A 15,869-nucleotide genomic window follows, 5' to 3' on the forward strand; every position below is an offset into this window, starting at 1 on the left:
TATGATGGCCGATCACGACCTGCGGCGCCTGCCTGAGACCTTCGCGCAAATCGCGCTGTCCGCAGAAGACGACACCCGCCGCCTCGCCAATGACATCGCCATGGTGATCAGGAAAGGCGATGTCATCTGTCTGTCGGGCGATCTCGGCGCGGGAAAGTCCACCTTCGCGCGCGCATTGCTGCGTGCCTTCGCGAACGACCCCGAGCTTGAGGTGCCAAGTCCGACCTTTACCCTGGTTCAGACCTATGGGTTTGACCGGTTCGATCTCTCCCATTTCGACCTCTACCGGCTTGAAGAGCCGGAGGAGCTTGAGGAACTTGGTCTGGACGATCTGCTGGCGGCAGGCGCGGCCCTGATCGAATGGCCGGAAAAGGCCGAGGCGCTTCTCCCCCAGGGCGCGCTCTGGATACAGATCGTCCAACCGGACGGCGCCGGCGACCTGAGAGAAGTCCGCTTCTTTTCGAAGAACGCGGAGTGGGAGGCCCGCATCGGACAAACCCGGGAGATCCGGGCGTTTCTGGACCGTGCGGACTTCGGCGGAGCGAAGCGCCGGTTTCTCGCTGGCGATGCCTCCCTGAGGACTTTCGAGACGGTAGCCGTGGAGGGCCGCCTCGCGGTGTTGATGCGCTGGCCGTTCAATGCGGATGCGGTTCCGGAAGCGGTCCGGGCCTATATGGACAGGGTTCATCTGGCGCGCGACTGCCGGTCGGTCATAGCGATCGGCACGGAATTGCGCCGCCGCGGGTTCCGGGCTCCCCGGATCCAAGCCGCGGACACCGGCAGGGGCTTGGTGCTGTCTGACGATCTCGGCAGAACGACCCTCGTCGAGGCGGGTGTACCCGTTCCGGAGCGCTACTTTGCGGCCGTGGAGGTTCTGGCTGCCATGCACGGAGAGATCTGGCCGAAGTCCGTCGCTCTGGACAACGGCACGGACTATGTGGTGCCGGACTATTCGACCGATGCCCTGATTGCGGAAGCAAGCCTTTTTCTCGACTGGTACGTGCCGGAAGTCTCCGGAAAAGCCGTGGACCCGGAAACCCGGGCCAGCTTCGAAACGGTCTGGAAAAACACTCTCGAAAGAATTTCAGAGGCCCAGACGGGCTGGGTGCTGCGGGATTTCCATTCGCCCAATCTCCTGTGGCAGGAAGGGGCGTCCGGAATGGACCGTATCGGGCTGATCGATTTCCAGGACACGGTGAGAGGACCGGTCGCTTACGATGTCGCCTCGCTGCTTCTGGACGCACGCGCCGACATCGGTCCGGATCTGGAAAGAAGCCTCTTCGAAGCTTATGTATCGGCAAGGAAAAACAAGTCCGGAGACTTTGACAGGACAGGTCTTGAACACGCCTACGCGGTCATGGCCGCGCAGCGGATTTCGAAGATCCTCGGGATTTTCGTGCGGCTGGCCAGGCGGGATGATAAGCCGGCTTACTTGAGCCATTTGCCGCGTATGCTAGGCTATCTTGACCGTGTGCTTGACAGGCCGTTCCTATCGGACTTGAAAGGGTTTTACGCGAGTATACGGTCCTGAGCGTCGCTTTGCGAAGTCGGGGCCCACGGCAATCGATCGAGATAAAAAATGACAGAAACGCGGTTCCGCCCCTCCCATGCGATGATCCTGGCAGCAGGCTACGGCAAACGCATGCGCCCGCTGACGGCGACCACCCCCAAGCCTCTGATAGAGGTTAATGGCCAGGCCCTGATCGACCACGGCATGGACCGCCTGGCTACGGCCGGGGTGAGCACTTGTGTCGTCAACGTGCATTATCTCGCCGATCTCGTCGAAGTGCATGTCCGCCGCCGGGAAGATATGGAAATCGTCATTTCCGACGAACGCGACCGGCTTCTGGAGACAGGCGGCGGCATCCGGAAGGCGCTGCCGCTTCTGGGAGACGGTCCGTTCTTTCAGCTCAACGCCGACACCTGCTACTGGATCGAAGGCGTAAAGCCGAATTTGGAACACATGATCGATGCCTGGGACGGCTCGAAGATGGACGCGCTTCTGCTGGTCGCCGAGACCGTCAAGGCGGTGGGCTATGCGGGACGCGGCGATTTCGACATGGCCAAGGACGGGGCCCTGACCCGTCGGCCGGAACGCGGTGTCACGGCGTTTGCCTATGCCGGAGCGGCGCTCCTGCACCCGCGCCTGTTCGAGGACACGCCGGAGGGACCGTTTTCCATGAACCTTCTGTTCGACCGGGCGATTGAGAACGGCCGGCTCTTCGGGGTTCAGATGGAAGGCCTGTGGCTTCATATCGGCACGCCCGAAGCGATCCGGGCGGCGGAATACGCGGTCCGCGAAAGCGCCGCCTGAGGATGGCCGAGCGCGCGCGCCTCTACTCCGTTCCGCCTGCCGTTCCCTTCCTGAAAACACTCGTCGATACGCTTGTCGACGGATCGCTCATTCCCGGCTTCAGGCCGCTGGATGACCCGTTGCTGCTGTCGACGGTCACCCTTTTTCTGCCGACCCGTCGCGCCGCGCGGCTCCTGCCTGAGCTTTTCCAGGAAAGCTTCGGCGGCCGGCCGGTGCTGTTGCCGGCCATCCGCCCTGTTGGAGACGCGGACGAGGATGCCCAGACCCTGACGCGCGAGCAGGATCTCGAAGCGTTGCCGCCGGCCATGCCGATTCTGGAGCGCCATCTCGCCATGACCCGTCTGGTCAAGGCCTGGAAGGGAATTCTGCGGCGCGAAGCCCTCAGCCTCAGGTCGGACGAACCGCTCGGACTTCCGGCCTCCACAGCCGACGCCGCCTGGCTGGCGGCGGATCTGCTCGCCCTGATGGACGAGGTCGAAACCGAGGAAGCCGACTGGTCGGAGCTCGCCGGCCTGGTTCCGGAAGACCACGCGCGCTACTGGCAGATCACCCTCGACTTTTTGAAGATCGTCCAGGAAGCCTGGCCGGCGCATCTGGCAGAACTCGGGCAGATGGACCCGAAGGCGCGGCGCTCCGCGCTGATCAGGCGGGAAGCAAAACGCCTCGCCGGCGCCGCTCCGAAGGGGCCTGTCATCGTCGCGGGTGTGACCGGCTCCGTCCCGGCGACGGCGGAACTTCTGAAGGTCGTTGCCGGTCTTGATAGAGGGGTCATCGTGCTGCCGGGTCTCGACCGTTCGCTCGACGACCGGTCCTGGTCGGCTCTCGGTGCGCGTGGCGCGAAGTCTCCGGCCGGACGACCGGTCCAGGTCACGCTGCCTTCGCATCCGCAATACTCCCTGAAACAGCTTCTCGACCGCCTGGGCGCGTCGCGGAGCGAGGTCGAAACACTCGGTGCGGTGTTGCCTGAGGAACTGGCGCTGCGCGAGGAGCTTGTGTCCGAAGCGCTCCGGCCGGCCGACACGTCCGATGCCTGGACGGGGTATCTGCAGGAGCGGTCGGAGGAGCAAAGGGCGAACGCCCTTCGGAACGTTGCCGTCCTGACCGCGCGCAACGAGGCGGACGAAGCCTTGAGCGTCGCGATTGCCCTGCGCGAGACCATCGAACGGGGAGAGACCGCCGCGCTGATCTCGCCGGACCGGATGTTGACCCGCCGGGTGGCGGCGGAACTGGCCCGCTGGGCCATTCAGGTCGACGACAGCGCCGGCCGGCCGCTCGACCAGACCGCGCCCGCGATTCTTGCCGTACTGGCGGCCAAACTGGCGCTCGGCGGCTGCGAACCGATCGATCTCCTGGCGCTCCTGAAACATCCGCTGGCCCGGTTGGGACTGCCGGTCAAGGACATCCGCGCCGCCGCGAGAGCCCTGGAGCGGGGTGTTGTGCGTGGACCGCGTTCCCGGCCTGGAACGGCGGGTCTCAGGCTTGCCGTCGAGGCCAGTCGTCTGGAGGCCGGCAAGGCCCATACGCCGCGCTGGAAAAAGATCCACGACGAAGACTGGGAGGTGATCGCCGGGCTGGTCGACCGGCTGGCGGAGGCTTTGAAACCGCTCGAAGAGCTGGCCGAGAGCGCGGAGCCGATCTCCGTCACCGAACTCACCCGCCGGCACGTGGATGTGCTCCAGGCGGTCGCGCTGGACGACGAGGGGTCGGTGGACGAACTTTACGCCGGCGAGGCGGGCGAGGCGCTTGCCCTCTTCCTGACGGGACTTCTGGAGGCGGACGAGAACGGTCTTGAACTCCCAGCGGTGGAATGGCCTTCCGTGCTTCCGGCGCTGATGTCCGGGCAGGCCGTGCGCCGCCGCCTGCCGGGGGACCCGCGCGTCCAGATCCTGGGGCCGATGGAAGCCCGGCTGCAGTCTTTCGATTTCGCCGTTCTGGGTGGACTGAACGAGGGGATCTGGCCGCAGCGCACCCGCAACGACCCCTGGCTCAACCGGCCGATGAAGCGCGACATGGGCCTGGAACCGCCCGAACGCCGTCTGGGAGCCGCCGCCCACGATTTCGCCCAGGGCCTGGGCGCGAAACGGGTGCTGCTGTCGCGCGCGGCGCGTGCCGACGGCGCACCGACCGTGGCTTCGCGCTGGCTGCAACGGCTGACCACGCTCGCGGGCCCGGAGATCGCCCGAGCGATGGAGCAACGAGGCGCGGTCTATACCAGTTTCGCGGCGCGCCTCGACCGTCCCGACGGTCCCGTCAGGCCCGCCCGGCGTCCCGATCCCAAGCCGCCGCTGGCCGCGCGGCCCAAATCGCTTTCCATTACCGAGATCGAACGCCTGATCCGCGATCCTTACGCGATCTATGCCCGCCACGTTCTCGAGCTGCAGGCGGTCGACCCGATCGGCGGCGCGCCGGGAGCGGCGGACAAGGGCAATCTCATTCACGACGCGCTGGCGGACTTTCTCGCGACCTGGACCGGTCCCTTCGACGACAGTGCCGTCAGGGCCCTGACGGAAATCGGAGAGGAGCTGTTCGAGCCGCTGGACGCCTTTCCCGCCATCCGGGCCCTCTGGTGGCCCCGGTTCCTGAGGATCGCCTCCGGTTTTGTCGGCTATGAAGCGGTGCGGTCCAGGAGTGTCGCGGAGCGGTTTCTGGAAATCGGCGGCGGTGTGGAGCTCAAGTTGCCTGGCCTGACCTTCCGTTTGCGCGGGCGGGCCGACCGGATCGATCTCCTGACCGGCGGCGGTCTTTCCGTGATCGATTACAAGACCGGCCAGGTGCCGTCGCAAAAGCAGGTCGAGGCGCTGCTATCGCCGCAGTTGCCTCTGGAAGCGGCCATGATCCGGCGCTGCGGCTTCAAGGACGTGCCGGCGGATGCCCCGGTCGGCGAGCTTCTCTATCTGCAGCTTAAAGGAGGTGCGGAGCCGGTGATCGAGGCTTTGCGCAATCCGAAGGAAACCCCGCTGGAGGATCTGGTCGAGGACGCCTGGACGCGTCTGGAGCAGTTGATCGCCCACTACGCGCGCGAGGACACGGGCTACCTGTCTCGCGCCCGGATCATGCGCGAGCGCCAGATGGACGGCGACTACGATCATCTCGCCCGCACACAGGAATGGGCGCTCGGCTCCGGCGGTGAGACGTCATGAGCGGTTTCGAGATTCCGCGGCTGACGAAGGAACGGCAGGATCTTGCCTCCCGCCCGCGCGCCTCCGCCTGGGTGAGCGCGAATGCCGGATCCGGCAAGACCTTCGTATTGTCCCGCCGGGTGGTTCGTCTGCTCCTCGACGGCACGGATCCCGGACGGATCCTGGCGCTGACGTTCACCAAGGCGGCAGCCGCCGAAATGGCGACGCGGGTGTTCAAGATCCTGGGTACCTGGGTGACCATGGCCGATGAGGCGCTGGCGAAGGAATTGACCGAGATCGAGGGCCGCAAGCCGGATGCGGCCAGGCTGGCCATGGCCAGGCGTCTCTTCGCCCGTGCCCTGGAAACGCCGGGCGGGCTCAAGATCCAGACCATTCACGGCTTCTGCGAGGCTCTGCTCCATCAGTTTCCGCTGGAAGCCAATGTCGCGGGCCACTTCGCCGTTCTCGACGACAGGGTCGCGACCGAACTCATGGCCGAGGCCCTGGGCAGCGTCCTCCACAAGGCCGAACTCGAGCCGGAAAGTCCCGTCGGACAGGCGCTTGCGTCCGTGATCGACCTGATGAGCGATGGCGGCGCCCAGAAGGCGCTTGAGGAACTGATCCAGAACCGCGACGCCTTCCGCCGATGGACGGTTGACGCGGGCGGCCTGGAAGACGCGCTTGCGGAACTGGCCGCGCTACTTGAGGTCGATCCGTCGATCCGCCTGACGGAATTCGATGCGCGGTTCCGGGCCGAATGCCCGTTCGACCGCAATATCTGCCTCAGCTACGCGGAGGCGCTGAACACCGGTACGAAGACGGACCAGGCCCGCGCGGACGAACTCGTTGCGGCAATCGGCCTGTCGGACTCCGGCGCCTTCCGGGAAGCCTGGCTGCCGGTGTTCCTGACCGCGAAGCTGGAAGCGCGCAAATCGCTGGCGACAAAAAAGGTCACGGCCAATTTTCCCGACATGGTCGAGGCGATGATCGCGGAACAGGTGCGCCTTCTGGCCTTGCTGGACGCGCGGCGCAAGGTGACGACCTTCGAAGGCACCCGATCCCTGCTGCGCCTGGCCGACGCGGTGATCCGCCACTATGAAAAGGCCAAGACCGCCAAGGGCTATCTCGACTTCGAGGATCTGGTGGTCAAGACCGCGACACTCCTGCAGAAATCCGACGCGGCTCTGTGGGTGCAATACAAGCTCGATCAGGGGCTCGATCATATTCTGGTCGACGAAGCGCAGGACACCAGCCCGCGCCAGTGGGACGTGGTGCGGTCTCTCGCCTCCGAGTTTTTCGCCGGCAGCGGCGCGCATGAGCGGGTACGGACGCTTTTCGCGGTCGGCGACGAGAAGCAGTCGATCTATTCCTTCCAGGGGGCTGTCCCGGCCTATTTCGATGCCATGCGGCGGGAGTTTTCAAATCAGGCCGCCGCGGCGGAACTGGAGTTTCATTCCGTCAACCTGCAGCTTTCCTTCCGCTCCACGCCGGATGTGCTGGGCGCGGTCGACAGGGTGTTCCAGGACGAAAGCGCCCATCGCGGGCTCTCCCAGGAAGTGCGGGCGCCGGTTCACGAGGCCATTCGGCGCGATCCGGGCATTGTCGACCTGTGGCCGCTCGAGGCGGAAGAAGAGATCGCGGAGCCGGAAGACTGGCGCCAGCCGATCGACCACGTCGGCTCCGGCAGTCCGATGCTGAAACTCGCGCAGCGCATCGCCTCCGAGATCGCCGTATGGATGCGTGACGGCACGGCGGACCCCGGCGACGTGATGATCCTGGTGCGCAAGCGCGGGCCGTTCGTGGATGCTCTCAACCGGGAACTCAAGCTGCGCGATATTCCCGCCGCCGGCAGCGACAGGCTGATCCTGACAGATCACATCGCCGTTCAGGATCTTGCGGCCCTGGGGCGTTTTTTGCTGTTGCCGGAAGACGATCTGTCGCTGGCGTCCGTCCTGAAAAGCCCGCTGTTCGATCTTTCCGACGACGATCTCATCGACATCGCCCGGGAAACGCCGGAGAAGGTGCGCCCTGGCACGCTCTGGCAGATGCTGGTCAAGAGATCGGACACCTCGGAGACCTGGCGGGTGGTCCGCGCGAAACTGGAAGACTGGCGCGCGCGGGCAGATTTCGTGCCGCCTTATGAATTCTACGCCAGGCTTCTCGGCGCCGATGGCGGCCGCAGGGCCTTCCGGGCGCGGCTCGGTGTCGAGGTCGACGACGTTCTGGACGAGTTCCTGGCTCTGACGATCGCCTATGAGCAGGCGGGAACGCCCGGTCTTGAAGGCTTTCTTGCCTGGATGGCGGCGGCGCCAACGGAAATCAAGCGCGAGCTGACGGGTACCAAGGGCATGGTGCGCATCATGACCGTGCACGGCTCGAAAGGCCTGGAAGCGAGGATCGTTGTGCTTGTCGATCCGGGCGCGCCACCGGTCAGCGCGATCCACGATCCGGCCTTTCTGCCGAAAAAGCGCCTGGACAACGACCTTTTGCCGCCGGCGCTCGTCTGGCTGCCCACCAGGGACGACCGGACCTCCTGGCACGACGAGGCGGTCGACAGCCTGCGCGCGGCCCAGGCGGAAGAATACCGGCGGCTTCTTTACGTCGCGCTGACGCGTGCCGAAGACCGGTTGATCGTCTGCGGCTGGGAACCGAAGCGCGGCGCCCATGAGGACTGCTGGTATTCAATGGTCGAACGGGCGCTGAAACCGGATGCCCGGGAGATCGCCGAAGCAAACGGAAATGTGATCGCATGGCGCTGGCAACAGGGAACCGGCGAGCCGGAAACGAAAACCGGGCACGGGGAACCGGATGCGGACGATCACGGCGGAGACGTCGAGCGGCTTCCGGAGTGGCTGTCCGAGCCGGTCCGTCCGCTGCCGAAAAAACGGCGCCTGCAGCCGTCGCGCGCCTTCGAGGCGATGGAGGAAAAGAGCGGAGTCGAACCAGTCCCGGCTCTCGTCCGGCTCGAGGCGGGCCGGCAGCCGGCATCCTGGCCGCTGGAGCGCGGTCGTCTCGTCCACCGGCTTCTGGAGCTTCTCCCGGACCTTCCGGAAGAAGACCGCAAGGATGCCGCTGCCAACTATCTGAAGAGCACGTTGAAGCCGGAATTCGAGCGCTACCGGGAGCCGTTGCTTGCGGAAGTCGGTGCGATCCTGCAGGCGGAGGCCTTTGAGCCGATTTTTTCCGCAGCGGCCCGCGCCGAGGTGCCGCTGGTCGGAACGATTCGCGCAGCCGATGGAACGGAAGTCGAAATCTCCGGGCAGATCGACCGTTTAATCGTGACCGAAGACCGGGTCGCGATCGTGGACTACAAGACCAACTTCAACCCGCCTTCGAAACCGGAGGAGGTGCCGCTGGAGTATCTCGCACAGCTTTGCGTCTACAGGGAAATGCTCAAACGGATCTACCCGGAGAGACGGATTGAAGCCTGTCTCCTGTGGACGTCGGCGCCATCCGTCATGGAAATCCCGGCAGAGCTCCTGGAGGAGACTTTCGCCCGGCTGCGTCCCGACGGCACGGCAACTTGACTGTCGGCGCTTCGCTTCCTACGTTCTGGCCAACTGCCGCGCTTGCATAGGGCAGGCGCGAAGACGACAAACGCGAGATCCTGTTATGGCAACCACACAAGTTACCGACGCTTCCTTCAGCGAAGAAGTCCTGAACTCCGACAGCCCGGTCGTGGTCGATTTCTGGGCCGAGTGGTGCGGTCCCTGTAAGATGATCGCTCCGGCTCTTGAGGAAATTTCCGAGGAGATGGACGGCCAGGTGAAAATCACCAAGCTCAACATCGACGAGAACCAGGACATGGCCATGAAATACGGCGTCCGGTCCATTCCGATGCTGATCCTGTTCAAGGGCGGCGAGCCCATGGCCACCCAGGTCGGCGCGGCTCCGAAAGGCAAACTGGCCGACTGGATCAAGAGCGCCCTCTGACGGCGTTCGCCGCCGGTTCGCATGCCCAGGGCATGCGAATTGCCTTAAGCTTGGCGGGTCATGGGAGTGTATCCGGCGGATAAGCGCGCGCTTGTCCGCCGATGCTCTTTGAAAAAGCCCGTAACACGACTTATAAGCATCGGCGAACAGTCTGAGCCATCTGAGCCAAACGGAACATTCATGAGCGACGAAAACAATACCCCGGAAGAACAGCCGGTGGATGCGACCTCCGGAGCCGAGGCATCGGCACAGCAGGATGCCGGCGCGGAGACCGCGTTGGATCCGATCGAGGTTCTGAAAGCTGAAAACGAAGAGTTGAGGGACCGTGCCCTGCGGACCATGGCGGAGATGGAAAATCTGCGCCGCCGTACGGAAAAGGAAATCAAGGACGCCCGCCAGTATGCGGTGTCCGGTTTCGCGCGGGACATGCTCACCGTCTCCGACAACCTGCGCCGGGCCCTGGAGGCCCTGCCGGAAGACGACCGCAGGAACGCGGATGCCGGCATCGCATCGCTGATCGAGGGCGTCGAGATGATCGAGCGCGATCTGCTCAATCAGCTTGAAAAGAACGGCGTCAGGAAACTGACCCCGGAAGGCCAGAAATTCGATCCGAATTTCCATCAGGCCATGTTCGAGGTTCCGAACACCGAAGTGCCGAACAACACGGTCGTTCAGGTCATGCAGGCCGGTTATGTCATCGGCGAGCGGGTCTTGCGCCCGGCCATGGTCGGCGTCTCCAAGGGCGGTCCGAAGGAAGCTCCGCAGCCGCAAACCGAAAGTGCCGCCGAGGCGGGGCAGACGGTCGACAAGAACGCCTGACATCGCCAGACGAGTTGGTAAGTCTCAAGAAGCCGGCCTGATTTCATTCGGGCCGGCTTTTTGGTGCGGCATCTGTAAATTTGCTTGTCGGCGCGGCCAGACCAAATATGAACAAGGAACAAGCGGCGCGACAACGCACCGGAGTGCAAGGGCAGGCGAATGTTTCTGCAGGTATTGGATTATCTCGGAGTGGCGATTTTCGCCGTGACCGGTGGGATCGTCGCCTCCCGCAAACAGCTCGACTTTGTCGCCTTTCTGTTTTTCGCAACGCTTACAGGCATTGGCGGCGGTACTCTCCGGGATCTGCTGCTGGGCGTTCCGGTTTTCTGGGTCGAAAACGAGACTTACCTTTTGGTCTGCCTGGTCGTCAGCATCGTCGTATGGTTTTTCGCCGACAGGATCGAACAACTTTCCAAACCTTTGCGATGGGCGGACGCCATCGGAATATCGGCCTATTGCGTTATGGGAGCGGCCAAGGCGCTCGCCGTGGGTGATACGGTGCTCGTGGCAATCCTGATGGGTGTCTCAACAGCGACATTCGGCGGTGTCTTGCGCGATACCCTTGCCCGGGAACCGTCCTCGATCGTCAAAGCGGAAATCTATGTCAGCGCGGCCTTTGCAGGGGCCGGCTGTTACGTCGTGCTGGTGCGGTTGGGCGTGCCTGACCTTGCCGCTGCTGTGGTTTCCGCGACGCTCGCGCTGGTGTTGCGGGGCGGAGCCATTCAACAAGGCTGGACTTTGCCCGGCTACACCAGGAAAAACTGAGTTCTCTCGGCCCGTTAACTTCGTACGAACGACTCTGAAACTCGATTTGCTCTATACACAAAAAGCCGGTTCGATAAGAACCGGCTTTTTGTGTTCGGAAGAGTCTCTCCGAATTTCCTGAGCCTTGGCTTAATACACAAGCCCGGACGTCGCGGACACGTAATAAATCAGTCCGAGCGCGATCGCCGGCAGGCTTGCCGAATAGGCAAGCGTCGTGAGCATGTCTCACTCCTTTTCCATTAAATTACTGGGAAAGTGGTCGCAGGATCAGCTTGCAAGCTGACCGGCAGTCTTTTTAAGCCTTACGCTTCCGAAGCCTCACCCCAGCTAAGCGTTAATATGGGATTTTCCGCGGCGGATTCCAGAAGTCACGTTCTCAAAAAAACGTGTGCGGCCAGCGCGTGGTCGGCAAGGCCGGACCGGCGACCCGGAAGATAGAGAGTTCGTTGCCCGTAATATCTCCGCCCGGCCTTGTTTCCCTGGGTGAGATCCTTCAGGTCCGCGGCCCATTCCAGATCGGGGTCGGGCGGGTCCGAAAGATCGGAGGAAAACAGCCGGGCTTCCTGCAGAAGCTCCCCTGGAAGATTTGCGTTGCGGTCGAGAACGTCGATGTGACAGCCCGCGGGCGGGTCGAGACGGTCGAGCGCGTGGACCTGGCCCGGATTGCTCTCCGGACCGGCGATGCAGATCATGTCGGCTCCGTCCTGGGCTTCCTGGATATTTTCGGTGACGCCGATGTGAACCCCGGACAGGGCGGGGAGCCCGGACAGTTTTTTCAAGGTGTCCCGGCCGGCACCGGCAAGCAGGATCGAGTTGATCCTGCGAACCGTCAGATAAGCCGACAAAAGCCTTGGCAATTGCGGAGTTTCGCCGATGACAAGAAGTCGTGACGTATCTTCGCGCGACAGATAGGCGGCTGCAAGCGCATGCAGTCCCGCCCGGCGCCAGATGGTCAGCCGCATGCCGTCGATCATGGCGATCGGTTGACCGCCGGAGCCGGAGAAAAGGATGTACAGGCTTGAGGAGCGGCCGGGCGCTTCCGGCAGGTCGAGCACCAGACTGCAACCGACATAGCCCCGGCCGACGTCCCGTTGCCCGGCAAAATCGGACCACGCCGGTTGGAACGAGAAGTTTCCGGAGAGCCCGTTGAGTCTCTCAATTCTGCAATCGGGAACCGCAGGCGCGATCAAACTGGAGCGGAAGGCCTTTCGCAGCGTTTCGAGAACGGCCCTGTCTTCGAGACAGGCATCAACCTCATCGCTCGAAATGATCCTCATGCCCTACATGACTACGCGGCCGATCGTTTGTCGGGGTGCGGCAGTCCCTTTGCTGCTCCGGCGGCCGGCAGGCTCGCCGATTGGATCTCACGAAGCTGGTCGGCTTCCTTGTGCCATTTGTCGGCTTCGCGGCGTTTGCTGCGCGCTTCCTTGCGCCAGCGCCCCTGCACCATCCAGGTTGCGAGACCGCCGACGATTATGCCGGCGCCCAGACTGGCGAAAAATATCCAGAACAGCGGTATTGCGGAAATGGTCAGGCGCGGGTCCTGAGGATCGAACGGATTGAGTGCCAGAGACACCGTGTGCCGGTTGGCGACCGACAAGGAAACGAGCACCACCGCGATCGCGAACAATATGATATTCTTGATGAAGCGGGTCACGTGGATCTCCCGGAACAGTCAGTCGAAACTCGGTTGGTGCGGAAATGCGAGGCGGACGGTCAGTCGTCGCCGTGGTCCACACCGTCGTTCAAACGTATACGCATTTCCTTACCGGTTTTGAAGAAGGGCACGAATTTCTCGTCCACTTCCACTTTCTGGCCGGTGCGGGGATTGCGGCCGACGCGGGCCGGGCGGTTCTTGACCGAAAAGGCGCCGAAACCGCGCAACTCGACACGATCGCCGCGCATGAGGGCTTCCGTGATTTCGTCCAGAATGGCGTTGACAATGTTCTCAACGTCCCGCTGATAAAGATGCGGGTTTTGCTCAGCAATGTGCTGGACAAGCTCGGATTTGATCATGAAATGCCCCCTCGTTTAACGATTTTTGTCTGCCGCATCCGAAGCCTGCCAAACGGATACGAGCCCGTCAAGCATAAGACCTCGAGGAATCAGCCCCTTAGCATCATTAATAGGATCTAGAAGCACCGATCCGATCCCCTTGCCGAACTCCCGGGAGACGCGCGAGGAGAAGGGAAGTTCATCGACGTTTTCATTCGTTTTCCAGGTGACCACGGGAAGATCCTCGGCCACGCCCTTTTCTTTTTCGAGCCAGGCGATGGCCTTGTCCTCCCCGCCGATCTCGTCAATCAGCTTCTCGGAAAGCGCTCTGTGGCCGGTGAGGATACGGCCGTCTGAAAGCTCCTTGGCCTTGGCGGGATCGAGCGCACGCCGCTCTGCGACCAGGCTGACGAACCAGTCGTAGGAGTCGTTGACCAAAGTGCCGAGCATGGCCCGGGCTTCCGGCGTGGTCGCCGAGTAGAAGTCCGGTTCGGCTTTCAAGGGCGCGCTTTTCACGGCCTCCATTTCGACGCCGACGGTCTCCAGGAGCTTGTGAATGTTGCCGAACTGGAACAGGACGCCGATCGACCCGGTGATCGTGTTGTATCTCGCGACCACGTGATCGGAGGCGAGCGCCACCATATAGCCGGCCGAAGTGCCGATGGTGCGGATTTCCGCGACGAGCGGCTTCTTGTCCGACAATTCGCGCAGGGCGTGATAGATCGCTTCGCCGCCGGTCGTGCTGCCACCCGGTGAGTTGATCGAGATGACGACGCCCTTGACCGCGTCCGCCTTGGCGATCTTCTGGATCATTTTGAGCGTTTCGCGGTTGTCCAGGATGACCCCTTCGATGGGGATGCGTGCGATATGGGGCGACCGCTTGGAGAGTTCGGAGACGCCGGACACGTAGAGAAGCGCGCTGACAAGCGCCACTGCGATAACGACGAAGGTCGCGATCCGCCAGAAGGTCACTTTTCGGCGCAGGCGCCGCCTGTCCACGAGCGTGTCGACGTCAACAGCCATGATGAGCGTGTCTCCGGATATGTTGGATTTTAAACCAGGAACCTACATAGGGTGACTGTCTGAACAAATGCAATTGCTTATTGCAGCTGTGGCACAGGATTGCGGCAGTTTCGCGCATGCCCGGGAAAATCTTGAAAAGCCCGGCCCTTTTCGGAGACCGGCCGGGCTGTTCAAGCGCCAGAGACTGCAGAAGGCCTCGAATCTCGGGCGGTTCAGTTGATCCCGGTGATCTGAATCTCGAAGGTCAGAACCTTGCCCGCCAGCGGGTGGTTGGCGTCCAGAACGATCTCGTCGTCGCTGAACCCGACGACCGTCACGCGCATGGTTTCACCGTTTTCGGTCTGTGCCTGCAACTGAAGGCCGACTTCGAGCGGCAGGTCTTCCGGCACGTTCGAGCGGGGGATCGACTGCTGAGCGTCCGGGTTGTGCGGCCCATAGGCGTCTTGCGGCTCAATCCGCACCGTCTTCTCATCGCCGACCTTCATGCCGGGGATAGCCTGGTCGAGACCGGGAATGATCTGACCGGAGCCGACCGTGAACTCCAGGGGCTCCCCGCCTTCCGAACTGTCGAAAACAGAGCCGTCGTCCAGCGTGCCCTTATAATGAAGGCGAACCGTGTCGCCGCTTTTGGCTTCGGTCATGGGCGTATCGCAATTCTGTCTGGGAGTGAGTTTTGAGGCCGCAAAAAATCTCGCGGGTGCTCGTCGTAACGCGGCAGACTAAAGCAGATAAGCCAAATGTAAAGGGGAGCGCGGCTGGGCCGGGCTGAGGGGCACGCGTGAACCGCGGCCTGGAAGCCGCGGTTCACGTTCCGGCGGAAAGCAGGGTGGGCTACTTTTTGCCGAAATTCGCGCCCAGGCGCATCTGGATGTAGTCATGGGCCGTCATCGGCTCGTACTTGCCTTCAGGGCCGGCCAGCACCGTGTCCATGTTGGCCTGGGCGAAATAGGCGATGGAGTATCGTGGCCCGAGATATTCGCCCGGCTTGGGCATGCGCACCCGGTGCAGGTTGGACAGAAGCTTGTCGTCCGACCAGCGCATCAGCATGTCGCCGATATTGCAGGTAATCACGCCTTCCAGCGGCGGTACGTCGGTCCAGGCGATCGCCCGGCCTTCGCTGTCCTTGCCGGGGCAAAGCTGAAGACCGCCCTGACCCGCCTTCTGGTGAAGCAGCGTCAGGCAGTCGAAATCAGTGTGGGCGCCGGCCCGCCAGAACTTGAAATCCTCGGGCTTGGCGTCCTCCATGCCGAGATAGTGGATCAGCCGCAGGGTGGACTGGTATTCCGGTCTCAACGGATCGTGGCCGTCGGTGAAGAAGTCCGGCGGAAAGCTCAGCTTGTCCGCGAAGCAGGATAGCACCTTCATGGCCAGAGCCCAATTGTGCCGCTCGAAGGCCAGCGTGGTCGCCTTGAAACCGGAAATCTCCTCGCCGGTCGGCCAGAGTTCCTTCATGCGCGGCAGGGTGATTTGATAGCTTTCCTTCTGGTCCGCCGTACCGGTGGACGGGCGCACCTGCGCCTTGAATTCCCAGCCCGCGTTCGTGCCGGGTTTCAGCGGATATTTTTCCTTCGTTTCGAAAGGCAGGTCGAAGAAAGCCGCGGAGAGGCGGAAGGCCTCGTCGATCAGGTCCTGAGGAATGCCGTGATTGGTGAGCTGAAAGAAGCCGATTTCGGTTGCTGCGGTCCAAAGCTCTTCGGTGATGTCAGCCTTGCGGGAAAAGAAGTCCGACATGTCGATCTGCGGGATGTCGCGGTCGACCGTTTCGCCAACGCCGCCGATGCCTTTTTCCTTTTCCAGTTCGGCAAGGCCGTAAGATGTGGAAGTGTTCATAAGTCCCTTCTCCTTGAATGACACCAGGCGCCATAAAAGACGACACCCGGGAACGGGGTCCGGGAGCAATG

The 15,869-nt window shown here is 62.8% G+C and carries 13 protein-coding genes; 7 read left to right on the forward strand and 6 right to left on the reverse strand.

Annotation, left to right across the window (positions count from 1 at the left end; translation table 11 throughout):
• The first annotated feature begins 4 nt into the window (after positions 1 to 4).
• From tsaE to JF539_RS21225, 7 genes are all read left to right on the forward strand, one after another.
• A complete protein-coding gene (gene tsaE / locus JF539_RS21195) occupies positions 5 to 1,531 on the forward strand; it encodes a tRNA (adenosine(37)-N6)-threonylcarbamoyltransferase complex ATPase subunit type 1 TsaE (RefSeq protein WP_207142731.1) in 1,527 nt (508 codons plus the stop codon).
• A gap of 48 nt (positions 1,532 to 1,579) precedes the next feature.
• Positions 1,580 to 2,314 carry a nucleotidyltransferase family protein gene (locus JF539_RS21200; protein WP_207142732.1) on the forward strand — a complete coding sequence of 245 codons (735 nt, stop codon included), beginning with the start codon at positions 1,580 to 1,582 and terminating at the stop codon, positions 2,312 to 2,314.
• Between the two features lie 2 nt (positions 2,315 to 2,316).
• Positions 2,317 to 5,454: a double-strand break repair protein AddB gene (addB, locus tag JF539_RS21205; RefSeq protein WP_207142733.1), complete on the forward strand. Its 3,138-nt coding sequence runs from the start codon at positions 2,317 to 2,319 to the stop codon at positions 5,452 to 5,454.
• Entirely contained in the window at positions 5,451 to 8,960 is a 3,510-nt protein-coding gene (gene addA / locus JF539_RS21210) for a double-strand break repair helicase AddA (RefSeq protein ID WP_207142734.1), read from the forward strand. Before addB ends, addA begins: the two co-directional genes overlap by 4 nt.
• Positions 8,961 to 9,045: 85 nt before the next feature.
• Positions 9,046 to 9,366, forward strand: a complete 321-nt coding sequence (gene trxA / locus JF539_RS21215) for a thioredoxin (RefSeq protein ID WP_207142735.1) — start codon at positions 9,046 to 9,048, stop codon at positions 9,364 to 9,366.
• Positions 9,367 to 9,546: 180 nt separating this feature from the next.
• Entirely contained in the window at positions 9,547 to 10,185 is a 639-nt protein-coding gene (grpE, locus tag JF539_RS21220; protein ID WP_207142736.1) for a nucleotide exchange factor GrpE, read from the forward strand.
• Positions 10,186 to 10,344: 159 nt separating this feature from the next.
• Complete coding sequence (locus JF539_RS21225) at positions 10,345 to 10,950, forward strand: trimeric intracellular cation channel family protein (protein WP_207142737.1); 606 nt, start codon at positions 10,345 to 10,347, stop codon at positions 10,948 to 10,950.
• A 368-nt stretch (positions 10,951 to 11,318) separates the two neighbouring features.
• Here the strand turns inward: JF539_RS21225 and JF539_RS21230 are convergent, their stop codons facing one another.
• The 6 genes from JF539_RS21230 to JF539_RS21255 all read right to left on the reverse strand — a co-directional run bounded on the left by JF539_RS21230 (position 11,319) and on the right by JF539_RS21255 (position 15,798).
• The gene (locus JF539_RS21230) at positions 11,319 to 12,227 is read right to left on the reverse strand and encodes an ornithine cyclodeaminase (RefSeq protein WP_207142738.1); all 909 of its coding nucleotides are present in this window, start codon (positions 12,225 to 12,227) and stop codon (positions 11,319 to 11,321) included.
• Positions 12,228 to 12,238: 11 nt separating this feature from the next.
• On the reverse strand, positions 12,239 to 12,607 hold the full coding sequence (locus tag JF539_RS21235; RefSeq protein ID WP_207142739.1) for a LapA family protein: 369 nt from the start codon (positions 12,605 to 12,607) through the stop codon (positions 12,239 to 12,241).
• A gap of 59 nt (positions 12,608 to 12,666) precedes the next feature.
• The gene (gene ihfB, locus JF539_RS21240) at positions 12,667 to 12,966 is read right to left on the reverse strand and encodes an integration host factor subunit beta (protein ID WP_155191082.1); all 300 of its coding nucleotides are present in this window, start codon (positions 12,964 to 12,966) and stop codon (positions 12,667 to 12,669) included.
• Between the two features lie 15 nt (positions 12,967 to 12,981).
• Positions 12,982 to 13,968, reverse strand: a complete 987-nt coding sequence (sppA, locus tag JF539_RS21245; protein WP_207142740.1) for a signal peptide peptidase SppA — start codon at positions 13,966 to 13,968, stop codon at positions 12,982 to 12,984.
• A gap of 212 nt (positions 13,969 to 14,180) precedes the next feature.
• The gene (locus JF539_RS21250; protein WP_207142741.1) at positions 14,181 to 14,609 is read right to left on the reverse strand and encodes an FKBP-type peptidyl-prolyl cis-trans isomerase; all 429 of its coding nucleotides are present in this window, start codon (positions 14,607 to 14,609) and stop codon (positions 14,181 to 14,183) included.
• A gap of 190 nt (positions 14,610 to 14,799) precedes the next feature.
• A complete protein-coding gene (locus tag JF539_RS21255; protein ID WP_207142742.1) occupies positions 14,800 to 15,798 on the reverse strand; it encodes an isopenicillin N synthase family dioxygenase in 999 nt (332 codons plus the stop codon).
• Between the last annotated feature and the right edge of the window lie 71 nt (positions 15,799 to 15,869).

Origin of the sequence: Roseibium aggregatum (assembly GCF_017309185.1) — a bacterium.
Taxonomy (GTDB): domain Bacteria; phylum Pseudomonadota; class Alphaproteobacteria; order Rhizobiales; family Stappiaceae; genus Roseibium; species Roseibium aggregatum_B.

Coding starts and splice junctions, on each gene's coding strand:
- tsaE (WP_207142731.1), top strand. CDS start 5: ATGGCCGATCACGACCTGCGGCGCCTGCCTGAGACCTTCGCGCAAATC.
- JF539_RS21200 (WP_207142732.1), top strand. CDS start 1,580: ATGACAGAAACGCGGTTCCGCCCCTCCCATGCGATGATCCTGGCAGCA.
- addB (WP_207142733.1), top strand. CDS start 2,317: ATGGCCGAGCGCGCGCGCCTCTACTCCGTTCCGCCTGCCGTTCCCTTC.
- addA (WP_207142734.1), top strand. CDS start 5,451: ATGAGCGGTTTCGAGATTCCGCGGCTGACGAAGGAACGGCAGGATCTT.
- trxA (WP_207142735.1), top strand. CDS start 9,046: ATGGCAACCACACAAGTTACCGACGCTTCCTTCAGCGAAGAAGTCCTG.
- grpE (WP_207142736.1), top strand. CDS start 9,547: ATGAGCGACGAAAACAATACCCCGGAAGAACAGCCGGTGGATGCGACC.
- JF539_RS21225 (WP_207142737.1), top strand. CDS start 10,345: ATGTTTCTGCAGGTATTGGATTATCTCGGAGTGGCGATTTTCGCCGTG.
- JF539_RS21230 (WP_207142738.1), bottom strand. CDS start 12,227: ATGAGGATCATTTCGAGCGATGAGGTTGATGCCTGTCTCGAAGACAGG.
- ihfB (WP_155191082.1), bottom strand. CDS start 12,966: ATGATCAAATCCGAGCTTGTCCAGCACATTGCTGAGCAAAACCCGCAT.
- sppA (WP_207142740.1), bottom strand. CDS start 13,968: ATGGCTGTTGACGTCGACACGCTCGTGGACAGGCGGCGCCTGCGCCGA.
- JF539_RS21250 (WP_207142741.1), bottom strand. CDS start 14,609: ATGACCGAAGCCAAAAGCGGCGACACGGTTCGCCTTCATTATAAGGGC.
- JF539_RS21255 (WP_207142742.1), bottom strand. CDS start 15,798: ATGAACACTTCCACATCTTACGGCCTTGCCGAACTGGAAAAGGAAAAA.